We start from the raw sequence: 23,833 nt of genomic DNA on the forward strand, positions 1-23,833 counted from the left end.
ATGAAGAGAAAAAATTACCTCATGAACGGAATTGCGGCAATCGCAACCATTCTGTTGTTTGCGCAATGTTCCGGAAATGCCGGCAATACTCCTAACACAACATCGTCGAACGGAGCTGGAGTATCATCGGATATGAAAATTGCTTTCGTAGAGATAGATACTTTACTTGTTCAATACAACTTCTGGAATGATTTGAACATGGCAATGGTGCAAAAAGAAGAAAACGTTCGTGCCACATTGAATCAGGAAGCTCGTAAACTGGAAAAAGAAATGCAGGAGTTTCAACGTAAAGTTGAAAACAATGCATTTGTGAGTCGTGAAAGGTATGAGCAAGAACAAGCACGTATCATTAAAAAACAACAGGATTTACAAAATCTTCAAAATCGTTTAAGTGAGGAATTAGCTACTGAAAACCAGAAAAACAATTTGATGTTGCGTGATTCAATAAATTCATTCATGAAAGAATATATTAAAGATCATCCATATAACATGATTATCAGTAATACAGGATTTGATAATTTGTTGTATGCTGATCCTAAACATAATATTACTCAGGAAATTGTAGAAGGGTTGAATAAGAAGTACGGTCCTTCAACTGCAAATAAGTAGAATTATTCTTGAAAGAAATATTTTAGAAAATATCCGGGTGGTAAGTCATTGATTTATCACCCGGTTTCTGTTTAATGTCCCTTCAACAATAAGGTACTTTTCTGTAGAATAGTCCAAACTCTTCGGCCAAATAGTCCAGAGTTTCCTGCGGAATAATCCAGATTTGTCGGCAAGCTATATAGAAGAGCGGTTTCGGTCTATATAGAACAAGAGGCCGAAGCTATATAGACCGAAGGGTCGGAGCTATATAGCTTCGACCTCTTGATCTATATAGAAAAATATTTTACTTGTAATGGAATTAGTTATGTAGTATTAAAGCAGATTGTGGAGCAACATAAGCTTCCTTGCCATACTGAAATCCATTTCCTTTCTCATTAATCTGCCCATTGTTGCATACAGTAGTATATTGGCCTGCGGGTACAATTTGTTTAATAGGCATTTTATTGGCATTAAAGATAACAATAATGTCTTTCCACAAGTCGCCATTAGCATGGTCTTTTAAATGAAATGCCACTATGTTGTCCTGCAAAGTTGGAAGAAATTCCAGATGCTTGCGAATCAAATCGGCATCACCCATACGGAAGGCCGGATGATTTTTGCGTAACTGAATCAAGGCTTTGTAAAATTGATAGGTATCATTGTTTTGAATTTTTCTGTTCCAATCTATTGCATTGATATCATCAGGGCTTTTGTAACTGTTATGTACACCTTTTTTGTCGCGCATAACTTCTTCACCAGCATAAATAAATGGTATTCCCTGCGAAGTGAAAACGGCTGTTTGTGCCAGCTTATTCAACCGGATAAGTTCATCGGGCCTTATATTAGGGATGGTAGATTTAAGTCTGTCTACCAAACACATATCATCGTGGCAGGATACATAGCTAATCATTTGTGTTGGCTGCGTTGCCCATGGAGCATCAGTGTAGTTTACTTTAGAATAATCTATTTGTGGATGTTCAATTGCACCAACCAACCCAAACTTAATGCTCTCTTCGTTACCCGGATTTCCTGCCAGAAAAGCTCCTTGCTTATCATCGTTGAAAGGTCCTCGCAGCCCATCTCTGAACTCATCCGAGAATGCTGCAATTCCCGGCATCCTCTGTATGTGCGCTTTCATCGCCAGCGAGTCGGCAGGATATTGTGGAGCTGTAGCCGACCATCCTTCGCCATAAATAACTATTGACGGATCAATTGCATTAACAGCTTTCCGTATTTGGTTCATGGTTTCAATATCGTGAATGCCCATTAGGTCGAAACGGAATCCGTCAATGTGGTACTCTTTAATCCAGTAAAGTACAGATTCAATCATGTATTTGCGCATCATAGCCCGTTCGCTTGCGGTTTCGTTTCCACAGGCAGAACCATCGGCATAAGTACCATCCGGATTATGACGATAGAAGTATCCGGGAACTGTACGTTCAAAAGGACTGTTGTTTAACGTAAATGTGTGATTATAAACCACATCGAGAATAACTCCTATTCCTTTTGCGTGGAGTGCCTGAACCATTTTCTTGAATTCCGTGATACGGGAAGCCGGATTGTGTGGATCGATTGAGTATGAACCTTCGGGCACATTATAATTTTGCGGATCGTATCCCCAGTTGTAATTGTTTTCAGACAGTGTACGTTCGTCAATCGATGCATAGTCGAAAGAGGGTAGGAGATGAACATGGGTAATTCCCAAGTCTGTTAGGTGATCTATACCGGTAGCAGTGGTTGTATTTGGTATAACTGTATTTTCTTCTGTTAAGGCAAGATATTTTCCATTGTTATCAATGCCCGAAGCTGCATGAATGGAGAAATCGCGGTGATGCATTTCGTAAACAATCATGTCGGCAGGCGATTTTAATGTTGGTCGTTTGTCGTTGTGCCAACCATCGGGATTGGTTTCGTTTATATCAATAATTGCACCTCTGTTTCCGTTTACTCCTACTGCCCGGGCGTTAATACCGGGAGTCTCTCCCAACCATGCTCCTTCTATTTTAACATTAAAAGCATAAAAATATCCTTTCCAATCTTCACCTAGTGTGCCTTTCCAAGTTCCTTCTTCGTCTTTTTTGAGTGTAACACTTGTTTCGGGACTTCCGCCTTCGCCGGATTTGTAGATAAACACCCTTACATCTTCTGCAATGGGCGACCATAGCATAAATGAAGTAGATTGAGGGGTATAAATCATCTCTAAAAGATCGCCGGAACGTACCGGATAATCATCGTACGACTTATAATTCTTGTTGGGTGAGCACCCTGATACAGTTACAGCTGCCAAACCAATAATAGCCAACTTTTTTAATTTCTTCATTTTATACATATTGTTAATGGTTATTTTATCCTGTCGGGATTCTTAGCAACGAAATCTTTCCAGCCACCATATCCTTTTTCTAACGAAGGCCGTCCCATTTGTAGATAATGGCAAAAGGCAGCGGCTAGTCCGTCGGTAGCATCCATAAACGTAGGCATATCGGCTTTGGGTATATTGAGCATTCGTTGCAGCATGTCGGCAACTTGTTCTTTCGAGGCTTGTCCATTACCAGTTATTGCCATTTTAATTTTTAGTGGAGCATATTCGGTAATGGGTATATCCCTGCTTAGTGCGGCTGCCATTGCAACACCTTGTGCTCTGCCCAGTTTCAACATTGATTGTACATTTTTACCAAAGAATGGGGCTTCAATGGCCAGTTCGTCGGGCAAATAGCTTTCGATAATACCTGTAACTCTTTCAAATATGCGTCGAAGTTTCAGGTAATGGTTGCCATATTTACGAAGATCAATCACCCCCATTGCTATCATTTCGGGTTTTGTTCCTATAATCCGTAACACTCCATATCCCATAATTGTTGTACCTGGGTCAATGCCAAGTATTATTTTCTCTTTTACTGGCTGAATCACAGTACTGCCTCCATTAGTGTAGGAAATCCAACTACTTTATCTTTAAATATTTTAGTGATCTCCTCATTGTATTTAATTCCTTTTTCGGTATGCCAACGGTGCAGTATTGTAGAATTCTCTACTTCCCATTGTAATGAGTAGTTGTGTCCCCCCTCGTGGTGACTCAATATGCGGCAAAGACGCGGCGATTGTAAAACCTCATCTTTGGCAACTTCGGGAATGAAACATTCTTTTAACCAGATTAAAAAGTTATCATGAACTTCGTCTTCTACATGGTAAGTGGTATTGTAAATGAGCATATTATCTTTTTTTGAATTATTATTTCTACAAAAATAGCAATAAATTAAGAATAATGCATTATATTTGCATCGTCAAAAAAAGAATGGGGGATTAGCTCATCTGGCTAGAGCGTTAGACTGGCAGTCTAAAGGTGATCGGTTCGAGTCCGATATTCTCCACTTAAGAAAAAAAAGCGTCTCATTAGAGGCGCTTTTTTTGTAGTGTTGTGAATATAAAACAAGGTTATCTTTGCGGGGTTATATATCTTCAGTAAAATCGAATATTTCAAGAAACATTTTTCTAACCTCTTCTTTTTTTTCGTCAGTTTTTGGAAAAGAATTCTTATTAACCAAAAGATATGAACTTATCTCTGGGAATATATAATGTTCAAAATTAATATCTCCAACAAAATTCTCTACGAGTTTACAATAAATTCTAAATCTTTTGTTGTTGTTGATTTTTTCTCTAATTTTTTGTTTAATTAAAATTGATCTTGAAGCGTTGAAAGCAAAGCATTTGTTCGGATATTCTTCTACTAGTAAAGAAATGATACTGATACATGTAACCAGCGTTTTATATGGCATAAATTCATTGGTCAACATTGAATATTTGATATCGCTACTTCTGTCTCTTGCAGCGTAATATTTTATGCATATAACATCATTCTCAAAAAACTCTGCTCTAATGATATATTTCAATCTAGTAGAAGTGAAAAATTTGTAGATGTTGCAAAAAATAAAATCGTCACCAGCAGTAGGGGACGATTTTTGTACAAAGTCTATGTGATATGGAGTACTATTAAACATTTAACGGATGTAGAATTTTCCTGTTTTAACAGATTCTTTATTAACTATTATTTTTTTTCCTTCTGTTATAATTTTAACCAATCTTACTTCCTTTGATTCTTCAATTCTTTCCCACCCAAACTTATCAAGGTTTTTAAGTAAGTTGTTTGCTTTTACCTTTTTATTTCTAGATGTTTTCATATTCTTTTGTATATTCATTATTATAATCAGCAAAGATACAAATAATTTTAATCCAAACAACAATATCAGTATCGTTAACTACAGCGTTAACAAAACCATTATCTGTAACATCAATAAGAACAGTAAACGCGTTATCTTCGTTAGTTATAAAATTACGCAGAAGAAAAAAAGAATAAAAATAAATACTTTTTTATCACTTTGTGTGAACAAAAAACAATCCTATCTGTTATTAGTATAGTTTTTCACTGTATTAGATATAAGATTAATTGGATAGGGTTGTACTCGCTTGTGATAAGTTAGGTACATCAATAACAGAAGCGTCTGTTAACGATAAATGAATAGCATCGGTTCCATTAAGAGCCGATGTTTTTCTTTTTTATGCGAAACTACTGGGATGTTTTAAAAAAAAATAGTACGTTTGTACGTTAAAAACAGAAAAAGAAATTTTAATGAATGTAGCTGTTATCTTTCACTTTCTGAAAGAACTTGCCGCAAATAATAATCGCGAATGGTTCAATGAAAATAGAGACAAATACGAATTAGCCCGTCTCGAATTCGAAAAGCTTCTCTCTACTGTTATCACAAGAATTGCAATGTTTGATGAAAGCATTCAAAGTGTTCAGGTAAAAGACTGTACATACAGAATTTACAGGGATACACGGTTCTCGCTTGATAAAACTCCTTATAAAACCCACTTTGGTGGTTATATCAATGCAAAAGGCAAAAAATCCAATCATTGTGGATATTATATTCATATACAACCTGGTAATTGCTTGTTGGCCGGTGGAAGCATTTGTCCTCCTCCCAAATTACTGAAAGAGTTGCGCCAGGCGGTATACGATAATATAGACGAATATATTGCTATTGTAGAAGATCCTGAATTTAAAAAATACTTTCCTGTTATAGGAGATGATTTTCTGAAAACAGCACCTAAAGGCTTTCCTAAAGATTTTAAATACATCGATTATCTTAAATGTAAAGAGTACACCTGCTCATACAAAGTGCCCGATGAATTCTTTACTTCACCCGATTTTCTGGATAAAACAGAAGATGCATATAAGCAATTGAAAAGATTTGGTGACTTTGTCAATTTTACAATTGATGAATTCGAAGAATAAGTAACAATCATTTAAATCATATAATCATGATAGTTGACAGACTGGAGAATCTGGAAAAGTATGCCGTTCTCAACTCATTGTTTCCAAAGTTCATTGAATTTCTGGCAAAAACTGATTTAAACACGCTTGAGCCAGGTAAGATTGTATTAGTGCCTGATGAGCTTATAGTGAATATTGCTCAGGCTGGACCAAAAACAAAAGAGGAAGCCAAACTGGAAACTCACAATGTGTTTATTGATATTCAAATACCTTTGTCGGGAGAAGAAGTTATGGGTTATACCCCTGGAAAAGACTGTTTACCTGCTGATGCTCCTTATGACAAGGATAAGGATATCACTTTCTTCGAAGGTTTAGCAGATACCTATCTAACAATTAAACCGGGAATGTTTGCCATCTTTTTCCCACAGGACGGTCATGCACCGGCAATAAGCCCTGCTGGAGTAAAGAAAGTAATAGTTAAAGTGAAATCGTAAAAACAAGCAGATATACTTCGTGTATGGAAAAAACTTTGAAGTTAATAAAAAATGATCCATGGCTTGAACCCTATGAAGATGCTATTGTAGGTCGCTATGAGTATGCCTTGAAGAAGAAAGCCGAACTAACCAATGATGGAAAGGAAACTCTTGCAGAGTTTGCTTCCGGTCATCTTTATTTCGGATTACACCGCACAGCTTCTGGATGGGTATTCAGAGAATGGGCTCCCAATGCAACCAAAATTTATATGGTTGGCACATTTAATAACTGGGAAGAAAAAGAAGAATTTGCTCTTACCCGGTTAGACTATGGTAACTGGGAAATCAACCTGGCCGATGAAGATTTGAAACATGGCGATCTTTATAAGCTAATTATTCATTGGAACGGAGGCCGTGGCGAACGTATACCAGCATGGGCAACCCGTGTAGTACAGGACGATAATACTAAAATCTTCAATGCTCAGGTATGGGCACCAGAGAAACCTTATATAATTAAACAAAATAAATTCAAGCCAAACACAGATCCTCTTTTAATTTATGAGTGCCATATTGGTATGGCCCAACAGGAGGAGAAGGTAGGTACATACAATGAATTCCGTGAGAAAATCCTTCCCCGTATTGTGAAAGAAGGATATAACTGTATACAAATCATGGCCATTCAAGAACATCCGTACTATGGAAGTTTTGGTTATCATGTATCCAGTTTCTTTGCTCCAAGTTCTCGCTTTGGTACACCGGATGAATTAAAAGAATTAATCGATACTGCCCACGCATTGGGAATAACGGTAATTATGGATATCGTTCATTCGCATGCAGTAAAGAACGAGGTAGAAGGTCTTGGAAACTTTGCGGGCGATCCAAATCAATATTTCTACTCAGGTTCCCGTCATGAACATCCGGCATGGGATTCACTCTTATTCGATTATGGAAAGAACGAAGTAATTCACTTCTTGTTATCCAATTGTAAATACTGGATAGAAGAATTTAACTTTGATGGATTCCGTTTCGATGGAGTAACCTCTATGTTATATTATAGTCATGGGTTGGGCGAGGCATTTGTTAACTACGCCGATTATTACAATGGACATCAGGATGGTAATGCAATATGTTATCTTACCTTGGCTAATGATGTAATACATCAGGTTAAGCCCAATGCAATAACCATTGCCGAAGAAGTTTCCGGTATGCCGGGATTAGCAGCCAAGATAGAAGATGGTGGCTACGGTTTTGATTACCGCATGGCTATGAACATTCCGGATTACTGGATTAAAACAATCAAGGAAAAGATTGACGAAGACTGGAAACCATCGAGCATGTTCTGGGAAGTAACCAATCGCCGGACCGATGAAAAAACAATATCGTATGCCGAAAGCCATGATCAGGCGTTGGTAGGAGATAAGACTATTATTTTCCGCTTAATTGATGCCGACATGTACTGGCACATGCAAAAAGGTGACGAGAATTATGTAGTACATCGTGGTATTGCTTTACATAAAATGATTCGCTTACTAACGGCATCAACAATAAACGGTGGTTACCTTAATTTTATGGGAAATGAATTCGGACATCCAGAATGGATTGATTTTCCGCGTGAAGGGAACGGATGGTCGCATAAGTATGCTCGCCGCCAATGGGATTTGGTAGATAATCAGAAACTTACTTATCATTATTTGGGTGATTTTGATGCCGAGATGCTGAAAACCATAAAGAGTGTGAATGCTATTCAGGATACTAAAGTTCAAGAAGTATGGCACAACGATGGCGATCAGGTATTGGCTTATCAACGTGGGGATTTGGTTTTTGTATTTAACTTTAATCCAATGAAGTCTTTTGCCGATTACGGTTTCCTTGTTGCACCTGGAACTTACGAAGTTATTCTTAATACAGATAATCCGGCGTATGGTGGAAACGGACTTACAGATGATTCTGTAAAACACTTTACTATTCCCGATTCTTTGTATGCAAAGGAAAAGAAAGAATGGTTAAAGTTGTATGTCCCTGCGCGTACAGCAGTTGTTTTGCGTAAAGCAGAATAAAGAGAATATACTAAAACAACAAAACGGGATGCTTATTACAAGGCATCCCGTTTTTTAATAGAATATAAGTACTGGATTGAAAGAACCTATTAATTTTGAACTTTATATTCCTTTTTATTCTCTATTGTTTCTAAATCTTTTGTTTGCGGAGAATATTTGCCAACATAGAAGTAATACCTTCCATCATTTGGTTTGAATTTCATAAGTTCGGATGTGAATGTATAACTATATATCGAATTCTGATCGTCTGTTATGATGTAGATATAAAAATCTTCGGTTGTTTCAATAGGCTTGTATTCACCAGTTAATGGTCGAACCGAAGGATACTTTCTCATCATGCCACTCGGTGTTTTAATAGTAAGTAAGACAGGAGATAGATAAATATAGTCTACAAGAAGTGAATATTTGGAAGTAACCAGGTTTTCTACCCAATAGGTTAATCCATCAGCAAATAATGGGGTTCCGGGAATAAGCTCTTTGAGTAATTGTTGCTTAGAATCACCATCGCTATAAGACATAGCTTCGTAACTAAATGAAATGTCATTAAATTCAATGTCGTTTTTAGCATCAATAATCAGGTTCTGATAATTCTTTCCAGTTAAATCCCAAGTGAATTTTGAGTTCTCATTGCTACCAAAGAAGTCATTATTAGCAAAAGGAGCAAACCATTCAATGTTGCCAACATTTTCTTTATTAAAACTATAAACAGTAACTGCTTTTAATGGCTTGAACCATTTATCGGTTGCTCCGGGTACCTGTTGAGCTTCGCCCCAAGTGTATTCTTTATAAACATAATTGGTAAGCTGATCTACATTCTGATCGTAATAATCCATTGGATCATCTCCACAAGATGATAGCCACAGGCTTGATAATATGACAACTAGTGCCAGTATTTGCTTTCTCATCATATCCTTGTTTGTTTTTCGTGACAAAGTTAAGCAAAAAAACAACAAATCCCCATATAGGGGATTCATTGATTTATAATAAAGGTCCGAATTCAATTAAATCATAAGTGTCTTTATTCATTGTTGTTTCCAGAGCCTCTATTTTAATATACTGGGCTTTAACCGGAGTATCCAGTAGAATGTCTTGTCTTACCGGATTGTTTCTGATATTGTTGAAAGGAGAATTTTCTTTAATCAGCTTCCAGTTTTTACCATCGCTACTGGTGTAAAAATTATATCTAACAATGTGATTGGCCTTGTTATTAGTAGCGGGTATGTAGTAAAATCCAGTGATATTGTTAACCTTTTCCATATTTAAAACTAGTGGACCATTAACAGATTTAGACGGTGACAAATTATCATTGGCCGAGTCTGTTAGTTCAGGAGCATTGTATATAGCTATATTGTTAAGTATAGGACAGGCTAACGATTCTTTTATATTTACTCGTATTTTCTGTGCTGTTACACTTGGAAACCGTAAAATACGTTTGTATCCTATGGTGGTTGCCTCTTTTATCAGTTCCCATTGCGATGTCTGTGCATTCCAGAATTCAACAGAAAAACTAGCAACTCGTTGTCCCAAAGGAATGTACTCTTGTATTAAGAAACGGTTAAATGTTTCTGGTTGAGGTAGCGATATTTCAATAAATGCTTGCTTAACATCATCATCGGTGGTCCAATAAGAGTCGTAATTACCATTAATTAAATTGTTTGCATTATAAGTTGAAGAGTTGCCTCTGGTATATTGTGCAGTAATAGTAGCATTGGTAATAAGATTATTGGCAAACTCTTTATCAAGAGAGTGTTTGAGTTCCATTAACCGGGTCGAATCATTAGGGTGAATCAATCCCCGGCGATCGGGTGGTACATTTAATAGCAGATTGGAATTTCTACCTACCGAACTATAATAAATATTCATCAGGTGTTCCAGACTTTTCACTTTGTCGTTAGTGCGTGGACTGTAAAACCATCCCGGACGAATGGAAACATCTGTCTCAGCCGGAACCCAGGCTTCTCCATTTCTATTACCAGTATTTAAGGTGTCTTGCGGAGGTGCAGCATGTCCTCGTCCGAATCCTGTAACATTGAGGGTAGACCAGTTTGTTGCTCCGGCTATTCCTCTTTCATTACCCATCCATCGTGCTCCCGGACCTATATCGCTGAATATAACTGCGTGTGGTTGATTTTTGTAAACTGTTTCATGAAACAAATCCCAATCGTACTCTTGTTTCTTTCCGTTAGGACCTTCACCATTTGCACCATCGAACCATTGTTCGAATACATGTCCGTAGCCAGATAAAACTTCATTTAATGTATTAGCGAATATCTGATTATATTCCGGAGTTCCATAAGCCGGATGATTCTGATCCCAAGGTGACAGATAAACGCCGAATTTTAAACCATATTCTTTACAAGCATCCGATAATTCTCTGAGTAAATCGCCTTTACCATCTTTCCAAAGACTTTCTCTTACAGTATGTGTACTGTAATTGCTGGGCCATAAACAGAAACCATCGTGGTGTTTAGCTGTGATAATAATTGCTTTCATGCCTGCATCCTTTGCAATGGAAGCCCATTGGCGGCAATCAAGATTGGTTGGGTTAAATACTTTAGGATCTTCTTTGCCATCTCCCCATTCTACATTGGTAAATGTGTTTGGGCCGAAGTGTATAAACATGTAATATTCCATTTTCTGCCATTCCAGTTGATGTTCGCTAGGTATAGCACCGTATGGGGCAGGAGGGGAGGTTGGCTGATTGCATGATGTAAAAAAACTGCCGGCAATAATACCCGGAGCGAGTAAGCTAAAAAAAAGTTTTCTCATAAGATTGTTGATTTAGATGATTTAATTGCAAAATTAAACAAATTTAGATGCTAGTAGACATATATGCGAAAAAAGAAGAGTTTTTTTGAATACATTTTAATAAAAATAGGTTTATATTTGTTGCGGATTTAGACTAATTGACGACTAATTAAAAAACAAAAACATGAAAAAGTACATTGCTGAGATGATCGGAACAATGGTTCTGGTCTTATTAGGGTGCGGTAGCGCCGTGTTTAATGGAGGAGTTGGTTCAACAGCTCAGGTATTAACTGTTGCATTTGGATTCGGTTTGTCGGTGGTGGCTATGGCCTATGCCATTGGTGGCGTATCCGGATGTCATATAAATCCGGCAATCACATTGGGATGCCTTCTAACCAAACGCATATCAGGAAAAGATGCAGGTATGTATATGTTGTTTCAGGTGATTGGAGCAATTATTGGTTCGGCTATACTTTATGCGCTTGTATCGGGTTATGCACCTACTTCCACAACTACTGGTGCTAATGGTTATGGTGGTTCTACTACTACACTTACTGCATTTCTGGCAGAAGCTATTTTCACCTTTATCTTTGTGTTGGTAGTATTGGGTGTTACAGATTCTAAAAAAGGAAACTCATCTTTAGCTGGTTTGGCAATCGGTTTGTCGCTGGTGTTGATTCACATTGTTTGTATTCCTATAACAGGAACTTCAGTGAATCCTGCTCGTAGTATAGGACCAGCTATTTTCGAAGGTGCAGAAGCGTTATCACAATTGTGGCTGTTTATTGTAGCTCCATTTGTAGGTGCTGCGTGCAGTGCGCTGGTTTGGAAATTTGTAGGAAAAGAATAAAAAGGCGCGAAGGCTTTAAAGCGTGAAGGCGCGAAAGCAAAAAAGCGCGAAAGCAAAAAGGTCAACTTCTTTACTTTCGCGCTTTCTCTTTCGCGCTTTTTTGCTTTCGCGCCTTAATACTAATTATGCGTAGAAGAATAAAATCAGCAGCTGTGCTGATAACACACGTAAAAACATGGTTAACGGATAAACTGTTGCATAGCTCACTGCTGGGGCATCGTTTCCTGCTGTAGCATTTGAATAAGCTAATGCGGGAGGGTCGGTAGTACTACCTGCAATCAATCCCATCAGGGTGAAATAATTGAGTTTGAAGAAATAACGACCAACAAAACCGATTATTAATAAAGGAATAGTGGTAATAAGGAATCCATAACCTATCCATGTGTATCCTCCTTTATTTACAATAGTATCAACAAACCCTTCACCGGCACTTAGGCCTACACATGCCAGAAATAGTGCAATACCTACTTCGCGTAGCATCAGGTTGGCGCTTAAAGTTGTATAAGTAATAAGCTTATAGCGATACCCAAAACGGCTTATCAATATGGCCACAATAAGCGGACCACCAGCTAATCCCAATTTTACAGGTTGAGGAATTCCGGGGAAAACAAACGGGATGCTTCCAAGAATCACTCCAAGGGTAATACCCAGAAATATAGTAACCAGATTAGGCTCATTCAGACGCTTTTGCGAGTTACCAAAAATTTCAGTTACTTTATTTACAGCAACTTCACTACCTACAACAGTAAGTTTATCTCCTAACTGAAGAGTAAGGCTGCGGTTGGCTACCAAATCTACTCCCGAACGGTTTAACCGGGTTACATTTATACCATGCAGGCGGCGGAGTTGTAAATCACCAAGACGTTTACCATTTAGTTCGGAACGGGTAACAATAACCCTCCGGCTAATAAGTTCACTGTCGGTTGGTATCCATTGTTTGCGGTCCATTGAGATCTCTTCGCCAAAGAATGTTTTAATTGTTTCAATGTTCTGGTCGGTAGTAATTACAAATATCCTGTCGTTCTCGTGCAAGATTGAATTGGCATCAGCAATTTCAATTGTATGGTTTTCATTGTAATAAATGCGCGAGATAACAAACTCTAAACCTTCTAATAAAACAGATACTTGTGCAATGGTTTTATTAAAGATAGCCGGATTCTTCACTATAAAAGAAATAGGAATGGCTCCATGTGATTGTTCCTGTTCCGACTCTTCAATCTGCTTATGCTCTTTTTCAAGGTTTACCCGGAAAAAATATCTTATAAGTAACATAGATAAGATGATGCCCACAACCCCTAGCGGATAAGCTACTGCGTAACCAAGTGCAATGGTTTCATCGGGTTTTCCAAATATATCATTATAAGCTTGCTGTGCAGCTCCTAACCCTGGAGTATTTGTTACTGCTCCCGACATAATACCTGCCATGGTCGACATGGGGATGCCGGTTATAATATGGATAACGATTGTTGTGGCAACAGCCAGAAATACAATTCCGCAGGCTAGCATATTCAGTGTTATCCCACCTTTCTTGAAAGATGAGAAGAAACCTGGTCCTACTTGCATACCTACAGAGAAAACAAACAGAATTAACCCGAATTCTTTTAAAAAGTGTAGAAGTTCTCCATCAACGTGGAAACCGAAATGCCCGAGAAGGATTCCCATAAAAAGAACAAGTGTCACCCCAAGGGAGACACCGAATATTTTTATCTTTCCCAGTTGAATACCTACGGCAATCACTACTGCCAGTATGAGGATGGAGTGTGCTATTCCGTTTCCCCATAACAAATCATTTACCCAATTCATTTTAAATTATATATTATATTTTACAATTGAACCGTAAAACTGGTCCGTTTTCGTAAATCGGGCGCAAAGGTACGAATTAATAACTGAACAAACTTGTTTCGGGGGAGGTTATTTATATTTATATTGTTTATCTACTTGTGGTTCGCAGAGCCATGTATTGTTCCAACTTATAATCTCATACATTTTCTCTGGTCGCTGGCGACAGTCAAAAATAGTTGCTACTTTCACTATATCTTCTTCCAACCAGTAGACTATTTTGTAGTTGGGCACATCAACAAAGGTACGAAACCCTTGAGGAAATTCTCTGAGCATAGGTTCGGGATGTCCTAAATGAGGATGACTGCAAAGGGTTTCTACACATGACAAGATGCTTTCAAGAATATGGTCACCTGTCTGTGTGTTACCAATATTTATATAATACTTCTCAATAGCATCCATGTCATCTTTCGACTGGGGAGAAAATCTGTAGGTCATAATTGTCTTATCTCCTCCTCTTTCTTTCGTCTGGCTTCTATTCTTGCCCGTAATTGCTTTGCATACGTTGGGCCATCAATGAACAAACCATTCTTATCATCCTCTATTGCCTTAGCTGCAATCTTCTTCAATTGCTCTTCGTTTGGAGCATAAGGGTAGTTTGGAGATACTAAATGTGGAACCTTACCAGGTTCAAAACCCATGATGATAGCCTCATACTTTATGAGCTGTTTCTCATCATATACTTCCTCTTCAAGGTAAGCTATAAGTTGAGCCTTGCGGGCTTGTAATTCTGCGTAGGTCATAATGTATATAATTAGGTATAGAACAAAGATAATAATTATTTGTTTCTCTTTCTTCGCCTTTGCATTTTTCGGCGTTTCTTTCTTTTATATTTCTGATAACGTTTGTAAATAACCCATACACCAAGAGCGCCAGCAACAACAAAAATAAGAATAGTAATTCCAACTCCCAGGTTATCACCTTTTACTCTGGACCAGATAGCCAGTACTTCCTCTGTTTTATCACCAAAGTCACGGATCATGGCACACCGTTCTATAACAGCTTTATCCGGATACTGGATTCTATCAACCTGAACGCTTTCGGCTCCTGAGCCAAACAGATAGCTTAAGTCGGAATGATAATCTAATGTTGTATCTATTTTCTCTTCAAGAACTTCGGGAGTAGCTATTGAACTAACATAACCAATTTCGTCCATATTGCGCAGTGCAATATCCGACCGGCACAGGAAGTTAATAAAGTAACTGGCTGCTTTGCGGTTACGGGCGTACTTGGGAATAACCCAGCCATCGTACCAGATATTACTTCCTTCGATAGGAACAACGTAATCCAGTTCAACGTCTACGGTTTCGGCTTCTTCAATAGCCCATACAGCATCACCACTCCAGGTCATATTAATCCAGGCTTTGTTTTTGGTCATCATCTCTTTACCAAAGTCGGCTTCCCAACCAGCAATGTTGGGTTTTAGTGCTTTCAGGTATTCTTCGGCAAGTGCCATTGCACGGGGAGAGTAATCGTTCATAAGATCCTCAACTGTTGTTGTGCCTTCTTTCAATTCCTGGGCATGAGCATATATTACTGCAGTTCCATAAGCATCGCGGTAGCTTTCTTTCATTAATATTTTTCCTGCATATTTAGCATCCCACAGGCACGACCATGATGAAGCATCTTCTTCGGGAACATATTTAGTGTTATATAAAACCCCTGCTGTTCCCCACATGTAACATACTGCATAATTGTTAGCATCTCTTCCGGGCTGACTAAGCTTATGCATTTCGTTCCGGATATATGGAGCTACATTACCAAGATAGTTCGGAGTATTTACAAATACCGTATCTATTGGCAATAATAAATCTTTTTTCAGCATTCGCTCAATTATATATTCCGACGGGCAAACCACGTCGAAGTCTTCGTGCCCACGTTCTATTTTGGTGAGCATTACCTCGTTAATGTCGAATGTTTGATATATAATACGAATATCTTCGCCTGTAGCTTCTTTATAGTATTCTTTGAATTCATCAAGAACACTATTATCAATATAATCCGCCCAGTTATATATTTTCAGGATCTTATCGCGTGAACCCTGGGAGTTATAGCAGCTTGTAAGTAAGAAGGCTGCCCAAATGATATATACATATTTTTTTATAGACATAGAACAGTTATTTATAAAACATCTTATTTGCCGCATGGAAACCTGGCCGCGGTGCTTCATCGCCTTTGCTTTTCTGCCCGTTTATTTATAACAATCAACAAAGCTAATACTGTAACAAATATAATTGTTGATAAAGGCCGGAGTTCAGGAGTAAGTCCACCTTTGCGCGCATCCGTATAAATATAGGTAGATAATGTTTCCAATCCTTCGTTGCCAATGGTGAATACAGTTACCACAAAATCATCAATAGATAAAGTGATGGCAAGAATAAACCCACTGATCATTCCCGGACGTATTTCGGGGAAGATTACTTTGCGTAAAGCCTGCATGGGGGTAGCACCCAAATCAAGTGCAGCTTCATACAAATTAGGATTCATCTGCTTTAATCTTGGAAGAACACTCAATACCACATACGGAGTACAAAAAGTTATATGTGCCAACACAACAGTAGTGTAGCCTTGCGATATACCTAAAGAAACAAATAACAGGAACAGCGAAATACCTGTTATAATATCCCCGTTAAGAATAGGAATACTGTTTACAAACCCAATAGCTTTCTGTGATCTGGTTCTCAGGTTAAAGATGCCGATAGCTGCAATACTTCCCAGTATAGTTGATGCTGTAGCAGCAATTAAAGCTATGCTGACTGTATTAAGCAATGCATTCATCAGTGAGTGATGCGAACCTGATGTAAACAACGAAGTATAAAGTTTAGTAGAAAACCCTGTCCAGTTACCCAGTACTTTCGATTCTGTGAACGAAAATATAACAATAATGATGATGGGTGCATAAAGCATTAATAGCAACAACCACAGATACCCTCTGGCTAATATCCTGTTTACCATAATCCACCTCCTTCGTTTGAAGTATCCTTATCATCCGAGAACAATGAAGTTACCGCAATCAGCAACAACATAATAAGCGAAAGAGCCGCTCCGTAATTCCACATACTGTTGTTTATATTCTCTTGTATGGTAGTACCGAATAGTTTAATATTATTCATTGTCAGCAACTCGGCAATAGCAAAGGTTGATATGGTGGGCATAAAAACCATCATAATACCACTTACTACTCCTGGCATTGACAGCGGAAGAACAGTTTTGGTAAATACCTGAAAAGGCGTAGCTCCTAAATCCTGTGCAGCTTCAATATAACTTTTGTCCATCTTTTTTAGTGTATTGTAGATGGGATAGATCATAAACGGAAGGAAATTATATATCATACCGAAGATTAAAGCACCCTCACCGAGCGGGAGATGCAAAAAGTCGAATAATGCCACAGTTGCCAGCGTACGTACCAAAATGTTTACCCACATTGGCAATATGAAGAGTACAACCATTGTGTACGACTTGTTAAACTTAGTATTACTCAATATCCAAGCCGCAGGATATCCCAGTAATATACATGCAAATGTAGTAATAATGGCAATCCCTATAGAGTAAACAAAAGTATTTACAGCTTCGGGATGCTGGAAGAATTTCACAAAGTTACCCAGTGTTATATGCCCACTTTCGTCGGTAAAAGCATACACTACAATAAGTATAAGTGGGATAACCACAAATATCGCCGAAAAGATAATATAAGGCAGAGCCCAACTTTTACGCGAAGATAAATATGTCGATAATCTCATTTATTGTATTATTAATGGTAGAACACAGAGACACAGAGGCACAGAGACTTTATAAGTGAAGCAAAAAATAAAAAACTCTGTGCCTCTGTGTCTCTGTGTTCAAAATTAATTCTTATCAATTTTCAATTTAATATATTCCGGAAGAATAGTAATACCAATACGGTCGCCATCATCCCAAACATCTTGGGTATCAACATATACATCCTCATTCCAGTCCGAGATTACGGTCAGGTGATAATGGTCGCCTTTATAAAGGATGAATTTTACTTCTCCCGTTAGTGTTCCGTCTTCCTCATTGTCCTGTAAGATAATTCTGTTGAAATCAACTTCCACAGTAACCTCACTTCCCGGTTCGATATCTTTTACAGGTAAACACTCGAACGAACTACCCAGAAACTCTACATGTGTTTCATCAATCAGTTTCCCCTGGAATGTATTGGTTGTTCTTTCTTTCTTCATTATATGTATGTCGAATGGCTTAACAAGCAATCCTACAGTTTGACCTACATTGAACTGGTGATAATCCTGCACCAGAATTTCGTAACCGTTAGTAAGTACAGTCATTTCATAATGTACCCCTTTAAAGATAGAGGATTGTACTGTTCCGGTTAGTTGGGCCAGATCGGAAACAGGGAAGATATAAACATCTTCCGGACGAATCACCACATCAACCGGTACATTTTCACCAAAACCTTCGTCAACACACTCGAACTCGGTGCCACAGAATCGTACCAGTTTATCCTTGATCATGGTTCCGTTAAGAATATTACTTTCGCCAATAAAATCGGCAACGAACGAGTTAATAGGCTCATTATATATATCGGTGGGACCGCCAATTTGTTGTATGCGGCCTTCGCTCATAACCACAATGGTATCGCTCAACGTTAATGCCTCTTCCTGGTCGTGAGTTACATATACAAACGTAATTCCAAGGTTTTTGTGCATTTCGCGAAGCTCCATCTGCATATCCTTACGCATTTTCAGGTCGAGTGCAGCCAGAGGTTCGTCCAATAATAATACTTTTGGCTCGTTAATAATAGCTCGGGCAATGGCTACACGTTGTTGCTGACCACCAGAAAGGGTATCTACATCGCGGTCTTCGTAATCCGTCATGCCTACCATTTTCAAGGCAGCCCTCATTTTCTTTTCAATTTCCTGCTTAGGTGTTTTTTTTAGTTTCAGGCCGAATGCAATGTTATCATACACATTGAGGTGAGGAAACAATGCGTATTTCTGGAATACAGTGTTTACCGGACGTTTATGAGGTGGTACTTGCGTAATTTCTTTTCCATTAATCTTTATTTCTCCTTCCGAAGCACTGAGAAACCCGGCAATGATTCGTAACAGGGTGGTTTTTCCGCATCCCGATGGTCCGAGAAGGGTAATAAACTCTCCCCTTTTTACTTTTAACGAAACATTATCCAAAGCAGTTTTCTCTCCAAAAAACTTCGATATGTTGTTTACCTCAATAATGTAGTTATTCTCTTGCATATTCATTTGAAATTTGACGGGCAAATATACGTAATTTTAGGACAAAAGTATCACTACTAAGACACTTTTGTACCACAAGCGTGGTACTTTTGTACCATAGGCATGATACAAAGTACACAGAGAATACATCTATTTCAAACAAAAACACTACATTTGTAATGCTTTTACAACCAATATATGAAAAAAATAGATCCAAACATTCCCGAAATCCCATTATGCACAAATGTTATAAGATTGCAATCTTATCTACTAGCACCTGATGAACTTATTTTGTTTGATTGGTTTATTGTTAAGCAATTCTCATTCCATTATAAAGAATTCCATTACTCACAAGCTCGGATTGAAAAAGAAACCCGGATAAAACGGAGCCGGCAAGATATGATCATCAGCAAATTTCATGAATTGGAATTTTTAACTACCGAAGTCAAAGACAACAAAGAAACAAAAGGCCGGGTGAGATATTTTAAAATAGACTTTGAAATATTAGCGGATAAATTTATTTTGAGTAAGATTATTAATTCGGAACATGAAATATTCAGGGCTTTTATGAAATATATGAAATATCATGCTGCTGAACAGAAAAAAAAGACCAAACATAAAAAAGAAGAAGAGTTTAGTAAATATGCAGGTCATGCAATATATCACCTGTTGAATGAAGTTTATGATAAACGACGGGTTATGTATAATGAGGGTAAGTTGACAAGTGAAAAACCGAAAAGAGCAAAAGCAGCTACACAATTGCAAAAAAATAAACCCATCTTGAAAAAAATGGCAAAGCTTACCGATAACTATAGTGAGCGTGCCATTGAACACGCATTTATCGCATATACGGATTCTGTGTTTAGAGAAGAAATTAAACCAAATAATTTCATGAATTATTTTTTATCCTACGACAGTAGTATTGAGTCATTTGGGGTGTTTGAAAATTGCTTAAATAACTTTAACTTGAATTATAGTTATAAAACTGAATAAAAAAACTCTCACTCTGTCGAAAAAATATTTTTCGACTATATCAGAGTGAGTTTTAATTTAATAAACTTTCTATATAATAATTTATATTATTCTTTTGTGTGTTGAAATTAACAAGACCTATTGCTGATTTCAACATGTATATCTGCTGAATTTAGCATATCGTTTGTTGTTTTCTACAAATGAAATAATTCATTTACTTAATTCTACAAATGAAATCATGTATCATTAGAAAACACATAGCCCCGAAGTCCGGACTTTTACATAGAAAAGTCCAGACTTTTCCACAGAGAGCTCCAGACTTTTCCAGAGGAAAGTACCTACTTACTGTTCTTTAAGTTATTCCAAAGAGTAAGTTAAGCTTTTCTTAAGAGTAACTTAACTTTCTTACTTATAAAAACTTAACTTTCTTACCTGTAAAAACTTAACTTATTCCAAAAAGAAACTTAACTTACTCTTGAGGAGGGCTGTTAAGTTCTTTAGTCATAGCCTGATGATAACAAATGCAACACAGCAATTTTCTTGAAAAAATAGATTATCTTTGTGCTTATATATTCATCTAATTTACAAAATATGAGAAAAATACTTTATTTGTTCGCAGTATCGACTTTACTGTTAGCATCGTGTGAAAAAAACGGATATAAGATAACTGGTACTGTGCAGGGATCCTATGATGGCGAAAAGGTCTTTCTATTAGATAGGGTAGACAGACAATTTGTTCCTGTTGATAGTGCTGTTATAGCCGATGGTAAATTTACATTCGAAGGGTCGCAAGCCGAACCAGTGAATCGTTATTTAACTTTTACCGATGGCGAAAACGATCCTATATATCTGGATTTCTTCCTTGAAAGCGGAAATATAGAACTCTTTTTAGCTGAAAGCGAAGAGAAATCAACAGTTAAAGGCACACCTGTTAATGATGTTTATCAGTCTTTCAAGAACGAAATGTTTGTACTTCAAAAATCACTGATAAGTGTTTATACTGCTATACAAGACAATACTATTACAGAAGAAGACAAGAAAGCTAAAATAACAGAGGCTGAGGGTGTTAGAACGAAAATGTCGGATGTTGTAAAAAAACACATTACCGAAAATATGAATTCGGCATTAGGAGTACATTTATTGAATGCCAATCAACATAACTTTTCGTACGAAGAAATAGAAGAATATCTGAAACAAGTTCCAGCCAATCTTCAAAACAACAAATCGGCTGTTGCCCTGAAAGGAAATGTAGAAGCATATAATAGCACTACCGAAGGCAAAACTTTTGTTGACTTTGAAATGCTTACCCCTGAGGGAACCCCCATAAAATTATCCGACTATGCAGGTAAAAGCAAACTGGTAGTGGTTGACTTCTGGGCTTCATGGTGTGGACCTTGTCGTCGTGAAATGCCACGGTTGGTAGGTTTATACGAGAAATACAAAGACCAAGGTCTTGAAATTGTAGGAGTTTCGCTCGATAGTGATGGCGAGGCATGGAAAAAAGGAATTGAACAGTTAAACATCACTTGGCCGCAAATGTCGGATTTAAAAGGATGGAACTCGCAAGGTGGTAAACTGTATGCCATCCGTAGTATTCCTCATGTGCTTCTTTTGGATAAAAATGGCACAATCGTTTCTCGCGGCTTGTATGCTGAAGAATTGCAGGCTAAGATTGAAGAGATAATGAATAATTAAAAATGAAAATAAAGGAACCACGTTATCCCATTGGCATACAAAGTTTTGAAAAACTTCGCGAAGGCGGATACGAGTATGTTGATAAAACACATCATTTGCGGCGGCTCATAGAAATGGGAAATCCCTATTTCTTGAGTCGTCCGCGACGTTTTGGTAAAAGCTTGTTCCTTTCAACCATCGAAGCATTTTTTCAGGGAAAGAAAGAATTGTTTGAAGGATTGGCTATTGCCGAAACGGAGACAGAATGGAATGTACATGCGGTATTGCATCTTGATCTGAATGCAGAGAAGTATGATACATATGAAGACCTGCAAGATACACTTGAACGTCAACTTCGTAGATGGGAAGAACTTTACATGACTGGAGGTGAAGGTATTACATACTCCGGACGTTTTATGACAGTTATTGAGCAAGCATATAAGCAAACCGGTCGTCGGGTTGTTGTCTTGATCGATGAATATGATAAGCCATTGTTGCGTAATCTTCATGATGAAAAACTGTTGGAACGGTTTCGTAGTTTGCTCACTGCTTTCTATACAGTATTAAAATCTGCCGACCAGTGGTTGCATTTTGTTTTTATTACCGGTGTAACCAAGTTTGCCCAAATGGGGATTTTTAGTACCCTCAACCAATTGTTTGATATAAGCTTTGATCCTCGTTTCAGTGATATCTGTGGAATGACCTGTAAAGAAATTGAGGCAAACTTTGCAATTGGACTAAACAATTTATCGCATAAGTACAATAAATCTTATGAAACCATCATTGAGATGCTGACAATCAGATATGATGGATACAGATTCCGACAAAATCAGGAGGAGGGAATATACAACCCATTTAGTATATTGAAAACTCTGTCGGCAGGTGAAATGCAGAACTACTGGTTTGCCAGCGGAACCCCTACCTTTCTGGTAGAAATGTTAAAGCAGACAGATTACGATTTGCGTGAACTTGAAGGACATAAAGTATTGGCGGCTTCGCTTACTGACGATCGGGCAGATGTAAATAACCCAGTACCAATGATGTACCAAAGTGGTTATCTAACAATAAAAGGATACGATGAACGTTTTGATCGGTATGTTTTAGGATTCCCTAATGACGAGGTGAAATATGGATTGCTAAATTTCGCTACACCCTTTTATTCGACTGTAACATCAACAGAAGCACCTTTTCATATCGAACGATTTGTTGAAGAGTTAGAAAACGGCCAAACCCAAGATTTCCTAGAGCGCTTGCGCTGTTTCTTTGCCGATTTTCCTTATGAACTAAACGACCGTACAGAACGCCATTATCAGGTAGTTTTCTATTTGATATTTAAACTTATGGGGCAGTTTATTGAAACCGAAGTACGCAGTGCCCGGGGCAGAGCCGATGCAGTGGTAAAAACAAAAGATTGCATTTATGTGTTCGAATTTAAACTAAATGGTAGTGCTCAAGCCGCTTTGCAGCAGATAGATGATAAAGGGTATCTGATACCTTATCTGGCTGATGGGCGTAGGTTGATTAAGGTTGGGGTTGACTTTAATCGTGAGGAAAGGAATATTGGGGAGTATGTGATTGAGGAATGCATAAACTAATTTTGAAAACCGTTATGATTGAAATAGAAGAAAAATATCTCCAACAGGCCGCACTTGAGGGCATGGACGAATTTATTAAGGTTTTTACCAACAAATACCTTGAAACACTTGGTGGTGAATTGAATGCAGAAAACATGCATCTGCTTACAGGTGAGCAACATGTGTTACTTTCTTATCAAACGTTCCGTGACGAGTTGATGGTTGGCGGTTTCTGCCAGTTAATCCAAAACGGTTATGGAGGATATATCTTTGATAATCCTTTTGCCAAAGCTATGCGTCTTTGGGGACTGAAAGATCTTTCAAAACTTATCTATAGAGCCAAAGAGATTTTTGATAAAAACCGCGAAGATCTGGAAAAAGAAAGAACAGAAGAAGAGTTCATGGCTATGTATGAACAATATGAGATCTTTGATGAGTTAGAAGAGGAATTCCTTGAAATGGAAGAACTGAATACCACCCTCGTTGCAGAGTATGTTGACGAACATTTAGAGTTGTTTGCTAAAATAGTAAAGTAAATCTAACTTGATCATCGAAAAAGTGTAGTAAATAGCTTGTTTT

Annotated in this window: 23 protein-coding genes and 1 tRNA gene; 10 read left to right on the forward strand and 14 right to left on the reverse strand. The window is 37.8% G+C overall.

The window, feature by feature from the left end; translation table 11 throughout:
- A complete protein-coding gene (locus tag D0T85_RS09670; protein WP_163212705.1) occupies positions 1-609 on the forward strand; it encodes an OmpH family outer membrane protein in 609 nt (202 codons plus the stop codon).
- 298 nt (positions 610-907) lie between these two features.
- On the opposite strand, the gene pulA is transcribed toward D0T85_RS09670, so the two are convergent.
- From pulA to D0T85_RS09685, 3 genes are read right to left on the reverse strand one after another with little or no spacing between them, the layout of a single operon-like run.
- On the reverse strand, positions 908-2,908 hold the full coding sequence (gene pulA / locus D0T85_RS09675; protein WP_163212707.1) for a type I pullulanase: 2,001 nt from the start codon (positions 2,906-2,908) through the stop codon (positions 908-910).
- Positions 2,909-2,928: 20 nt separating this feature from the next.
- Positions 2,929-3,495 carry a crossover junction endodeoxyribonuclease RuvC gene (gene ruvC / locus D0T85_RS09680; RefSeq protein WP_163212709.1) on the reverse strand — a complete coding sequence of 189 codons (567 nt, stop codon included), beginning with the start codon at positions 3,493-3,495 and terminating at the stop codon, positions 2,929-2,931.
- Positions 3,492-3,794 carry a DUF4286 family protein gene (locus tag D0T85_RS09685; RefSeq protein ID WP_163212711.1) on the reverse strand — a complete coding sequence of 101 codons (303 nt, stop codon included), beginning with the start codon at positions 3,792-3,794 and terminating at the stop codon, positions 3,492-3,494. The genes ruvC and D0T85_RS09685 overlap by 4 nt, the downstream gene beginning before the upstream one ends.
- An 85-nt stretch (positions 3,795-3,879) precedes the next feature.
- Here D0T85_RS09685 and D0T85_RS09690 point away from each other — a divergent pair.
- Positions 3,880-3,953 (forward strand) — tRNA-Ala (locus tag D0T85_RS09690).
- 78 nt (positions 3,954-4,031) lie between these two features.
- On the opposite strand, the gene D0T85_RS09695 is transcribed toward D0T85_RS09690, so the two are convergent.
- A complete protein-coding gene (locus D0T85_RS09695; RefSeq protein ID WP_163212713.1) occupies positions 4,032-4,472 on the reverse strand; it encodes a hypothetical protein in 441 nt (146 codons plus the stop codon).
- A gap of 108 nt (positions 4,473-4,580) precedes the next feature.
- Positions 4,581-4,760, reverse strand: a complete 180-nt coding sequence (locus tag D0T85_RS09700; protein ID WP_163212716.1) for a hypothetical protein — start codon at positions 4,758-4,760, stop codon at positions 4,581-4,583.
- A gap of 449 nt (positions 4,761-5,209) precedes the next feature.
- On the opposite strand from D0T85_RS09700, the gene D0T85_RS09705 reads away from it, so the two are divergent.
- The 3 genes from D0T85_RS09705 to D0T85_RS09715 are packed head-to-tail and all read left to right on the forward strand — an operon-like array spanning position 5,210 to position 8,387.
- Positions 5,210-5,878, forward strand: coding sequence for a DUF2461 domain-containing protein (locus D0T85_RS09705; RefSeq protein ID WP_163212718.1), 669 nt, complete (start codon positions 5,210-5,212; stop codon positions 5,876-5,878).
- A 26-nt stretch (positions 5,879-5,904) separates the two neighbouring features.
- The gene (locus D0T85_RS09710) at positions 5,905-6,351 is read left to right on the forward strand and encodes a YhcH/YjgK/YiaL family protein (RefSeq protein ID WP_163212720.1); all 447 of its coding nucleotides are present in this window, start codon (positions 5,905-5,907) and stop codon (positions 6,349-6,351) included.
- A 23-nt stretch (positions 6,352-6,374) separates the two neighbouring features.
- Positions 6,375-8,387, forward strand: coding sequence for an alpha amylase C-terminal domain-containing protein (locus D0T85_RS09715; protein ID WP_163212722.1), 2,013 nt, complete (start codon positions 6,375-6,377; stop codon positions 8,385-8,387).
- Between the two features lie 89 nt (positions 8,388-8,476).
- Here the strand turns inward: D0T85_RS09715 and D0T85_RS09720 are convergent, their stop codons facing one another.
- Together D0T85_RS09720 and D0T85_RS09725 are read right to left on the reverse strand one after the other, a co-directional pair.
- A complete protein-coding gene (locus D0T85_RS09720; protein WP_163212724.1) occupies positions 8,477-9,295 on the reverse strand; it encodes a hypothetical protein in 819 nt (272 codons plus the stop codon).
- 70 nt (positions 9,296-9,365) lie between these two features.
- Positions 9,366-11,156, reverse strand: coding sequence for an alpha-L-fucosidase (locus D0T85_RS09725; protein ID WP_163212726.1), 1,791 nt, complete (start codon positions 11,154-11,156; stop codon positions 9,366-9,368).
- 163 nt (positions 11,157-11,319) lie between these two features.
- Here D0T85_RS09725 and D0T85_RS09730 point away from each other — a divergent pair, with 163 nt between their 5' ends.
- On the forward strand, positions 11,320-11,985 hold the full coding sequence (locus D0T85_RS09730; protein ID WP_163212728.1) for an MIP/aquaporin family protein: 666 nt from the start codon (positions 11,320-11,322) through the stop codon (positions 11,983-11,985).
- Positions 11,986-12,108: 123 nt separating this feature from the next.
- Here D0T85_RS09730 and D0T85_RS09735 read toward each other — a convergent pair whose 3' ends face one another.
- From D0T85_RS09735 to D0T85_RS09765, 7 genes are all read right to left on the reverse strand, one after another.
- Positions 12,109-13,788, reverse strand: a complete 1,680-nt coding sequence (locus tag D0T85_RS09735; protein ID WP_163212730.1) for a putative transporter — start codon at positions 13,786-13,788, stop codon at positions 12,109-12,111.
- A gap of 108 nt (positions 13,789-13,896) precedes the next feature.
- A complete protein-coding gene (locus D0T85_RS09740; protein WP_163212732.1) occupies positions 13,897-14,262 on the reverse strand; it encodes a type II toxin-antitoxin system RelE/ParE family toxin in 366 nt (121 codons plus the stop codon).
- Positions 14,259-14,567: a hypothetical protein gene (locus tag D0T85_RS09745; RefSeq protein WP_163212734.1), complete on the reverse strand. Its 309-nt coding sequence runs from the start codon at positions 14,565-14,567 to the stop codon at positions 14,259-14,261. Before D0T85_RS09745 ends, D0T85_RS09740 begins: the two co-directional genes overlap by 4 nt.
- A gap of 35 nt (positions 14,568-14,602) precedes the next feature.
- Positions 14,603-15,934 (reverse strand): ABC transporter substrate-binding protein, encoded by a 1,332-nt coding sequence (locus tag D0T85_RS09750; protein WP_163212736.1) that lies wholly within the window; start codon positions 15,932-15,934, stop codon positions 14,603-14,605.
- Positions 15,935-15,990: 56 nt separating this feature from the next.
- A complete protein-coding gene (locus D0T85_RS09755; RefSeq protein WP_163212738.1) occupies positions 15,991-16,779 on the reverse strand; it encodes an ABC transporter permease in 789 nt (262 codons plus the stop codon).
- A complete protein-coding gene (locus D0T85_RS09760; protein ID WP_163212740.1) occupies positions 16,773-17,564 on the reverse strand; it encodes an ABC transporter permease in 792 nt (263 codons plus the stop codon). Before D0T85_RS09760 ends, D0T85_RS09755 begins: the two co-directional genes overlap by 7 nt.
- A gap of 105 nt (positions 17,565-17,669) precedes the next feature.
- Positions 17,670-19,061, reverse strand: a complete 1,392-nt coding sequence (locus D0T85_RS09765; RefSeq protein WP_203558447.1) for an ABC transporter ATP-binding protein — start codon at positions 19,059-19,061, stop codon at positions 17,670-17,672.
- A gap of 171 nt (positions 19,062-19,232) precedes the next feature.
- On the opposite strand from D0T85_RS09765, the gene D0T85_RS09770 reads away from it, so the two are divergent.
- The 4 genes from D0T85_RS09770 (at position 19,233) to D0T85_RS09785 (ending at position 23,790) form a co-directional block, all read left to right on the forward strand.
- Positions 19,233-20,027, forward strand: coding sequence for a hypothetical protein (locus tag D0T85_RS09770; protein ID WP_163212744.1), 795 nt, complete (start codon positions 19,233-19,235; stop codon positions 20,025-20,027).
- 570 nt (positions 20,028-20,597) lie between these two features.
- Positions 20,598-21,701: a TlpA disulfide reductase family protein gene (locus tag D0T85_RS09775; protein WP_163212746.1), complete on the forward strand. Its 1,104-nt coding sequence runs from the start codon at positions 20,598-20,600 to the stop codon at positions 21,699-21,701.
- A 2-nt stretch (positions 21,702-21,703) separates the two neighbouring features.
- The gene (locus tag D0T85_RS09780) at positions 21,704-23,275 is read left to right on the forward strand and encodes an ATP-binding protein (protein WP_163212748.1); all 1,572 of its coding nucleotides are present in this window, start codon (positions 21,704-21,706) and stop codon (positions 23,273-23,275) included.
- A gap of 14 nt (positions 23,276-23,289) precedes the next feature.
- Positions 23,290-23,790: a DMP19 family protein gene (locus tag D0T85_RS09785; protein WP_163212750.1), complete on the forward strand. Its 501-nt coding sequence runs from the start codon at positions 23,290-23,292 to the stop codon at positions 23,788-23,790.
- Positions 23,791-23,833: the final 43 nt, after the last annotated feature.

Source organism: Bacteroides sp. 519, from assembly GCF_010500955.1.
Lineage (GTDB): Bacteria > Bacteroidota > Bacteroidia > Bacteroidales > Bacteroidaceae > Bacteroides.

Excerpts from the sequence above, each read along its gene's own strand:
- D0T85_RS09710 (WP_163212720.1), top strand. The coding sequence starts at position 5,905 with ATGATAGTTGACAGACTGGAGAATCTGGAAAAGTATGCCGTTCTCAAC.
- D0T85_RS09705 (WP_163212718.1), top strand. The coding sequence starts at position 5,210 with ATGAATGTAGCTGTTATCTTTCACTTTCTGAAAGAACTTGCCGCAAAT.
- D0T85_RS09735 (WP_163212730.1), bottom strand. The coding sequence starts at position 13,788 with ATGAATTGGGTAAATGATTTGTTATGGGGAAACGGAATAGCACACTCC.
- D0T85_RS09725 (WP_163212726.1), bottom strand. The coding sequence starts at position 11,156 with ATGAGAAAACTTTTTTTTAGCTTACTCGCTCCGGGTATTATTGCCGGC.
- D0T85_RS09670 (WP_163212705.1), top strand. The coding sequence starts at position 1 with ATGAAGAGAAAAAATTACCTCATGAACGGAATTGCGGCAATCGCAACC.
- D0T85_RS09765 (WP_203558447.1), bottom strand. The coding sequence starts at position 19,061 with ATGAATATGCAAGAGAATAACTACATTATTGAGGTAAACAACATATCG.
- D0T85_RS09720 (WP_163212724.1), bottom strand. The coding sequence starts at position 9,295 with ATGATGAGAAAGCAAATACTGGCACTAGTTGTCATATTATCAAGCCTG.
- D0T85_RS09715 (WP_163212722.1), top strand. The coding sequence starts at position 6,375 with ATGGAAAAAACTTTGAAGTTAATAAAAAATGATCCATGGCTTGAACCC.
- D0T85_RS09745 (WP_163212734.1), bottom strand. The coding sequence starts at position 14,567 with ATGACCTACGCAGAATTACAAGCCCGCAAGGCTCAACTTATAGCTTAC.
- D0T85_RS09685 (WP_163212711.1), bottom strand. The coding sequence starts at position 3,794 with ATGCTCATTTACAATACCACTTACCATGTAGAAGACGAAGTTCATGAT.
- D0T85_RS09730 (WP_163212728.1), top strand. The coding sequence starts at position 11,320 with ATGAAAAAGTACATTGCTGAGATGATCGGAACAATGGTTCTGGTCTTA.
- D0T85_RS09770 (WP_163212744.1), top strand. The coding sequence starts at position 19,233 with ATGAAAAAAATAGATCCAAACATTCCCGAAATCCCATTATGCACAAAT.
- D0T85_RS09775 (WP_163212746.1), top strand. The coding sequence starts at position 20,598 with ATGAGAAAAATACTTTATTTGTTCGCAGTATCGACTTTACTGTTAGCA.
- pulA (WP_163212707.1), bottom strand. The coding sequence starts at position 2,908 with ATGAAGAAATTAAAAAAGTTGGCTATTATTGGTTTGGCAGCTGTAACT.
- D0T85_RS09700 (WP_163212716.1), bottom strand. The coding sequence starts at position 4,760 with ATGAAAACATCTAGAAATAAAAAGGTAAAAGCAAACAACTTACTTAAA.
- D0T85_RS09760 (WP_163212740.1), bottom strand. The coding sequence starts at position 17,564 with ATGAGATTATCGACATATTTATCTTCGCGTAAAAGTTGGGCTCTGCCT.
- D0T85_RS09785 (WP_163212750.1), top strand. The coding sequence starts at position 23,290 with ATGATTGAAATAGAAGAAAAATATCTCCAACAGGCCGCACTTGAGGGC.
- D0T85_RS09755 (WP_163212738.1), bottom strand. The coding sequence starts at position 16,779 with ATGGTAAACAGGATATTAGCCAGAGGGTATCTGTGGTTGTTGCTATTA.
- D0T85_RS09740 (WP_163212732.1), bottom strand. The coding sequence starts at position 14,262 with ATGACCTACAGATTTTCTCCCCAGTCGAAAGATGACATGGATGCTATT.
- D0T85_RS09750 (WP_163212736.1), bottom strand. The coding sequence starts at position 15,934 with ATGTCTATAAAAAAATATGTATATATCATTTGGGCAGCCTTCTTACTT.
- D0T85_RS09780 (WP_163212748.1), top strand. The coding sequence starts at position 21,704 with ATGAAAATAAAGGAACCACGTTATCCCATTGGCATACAAAGTTTTGAA.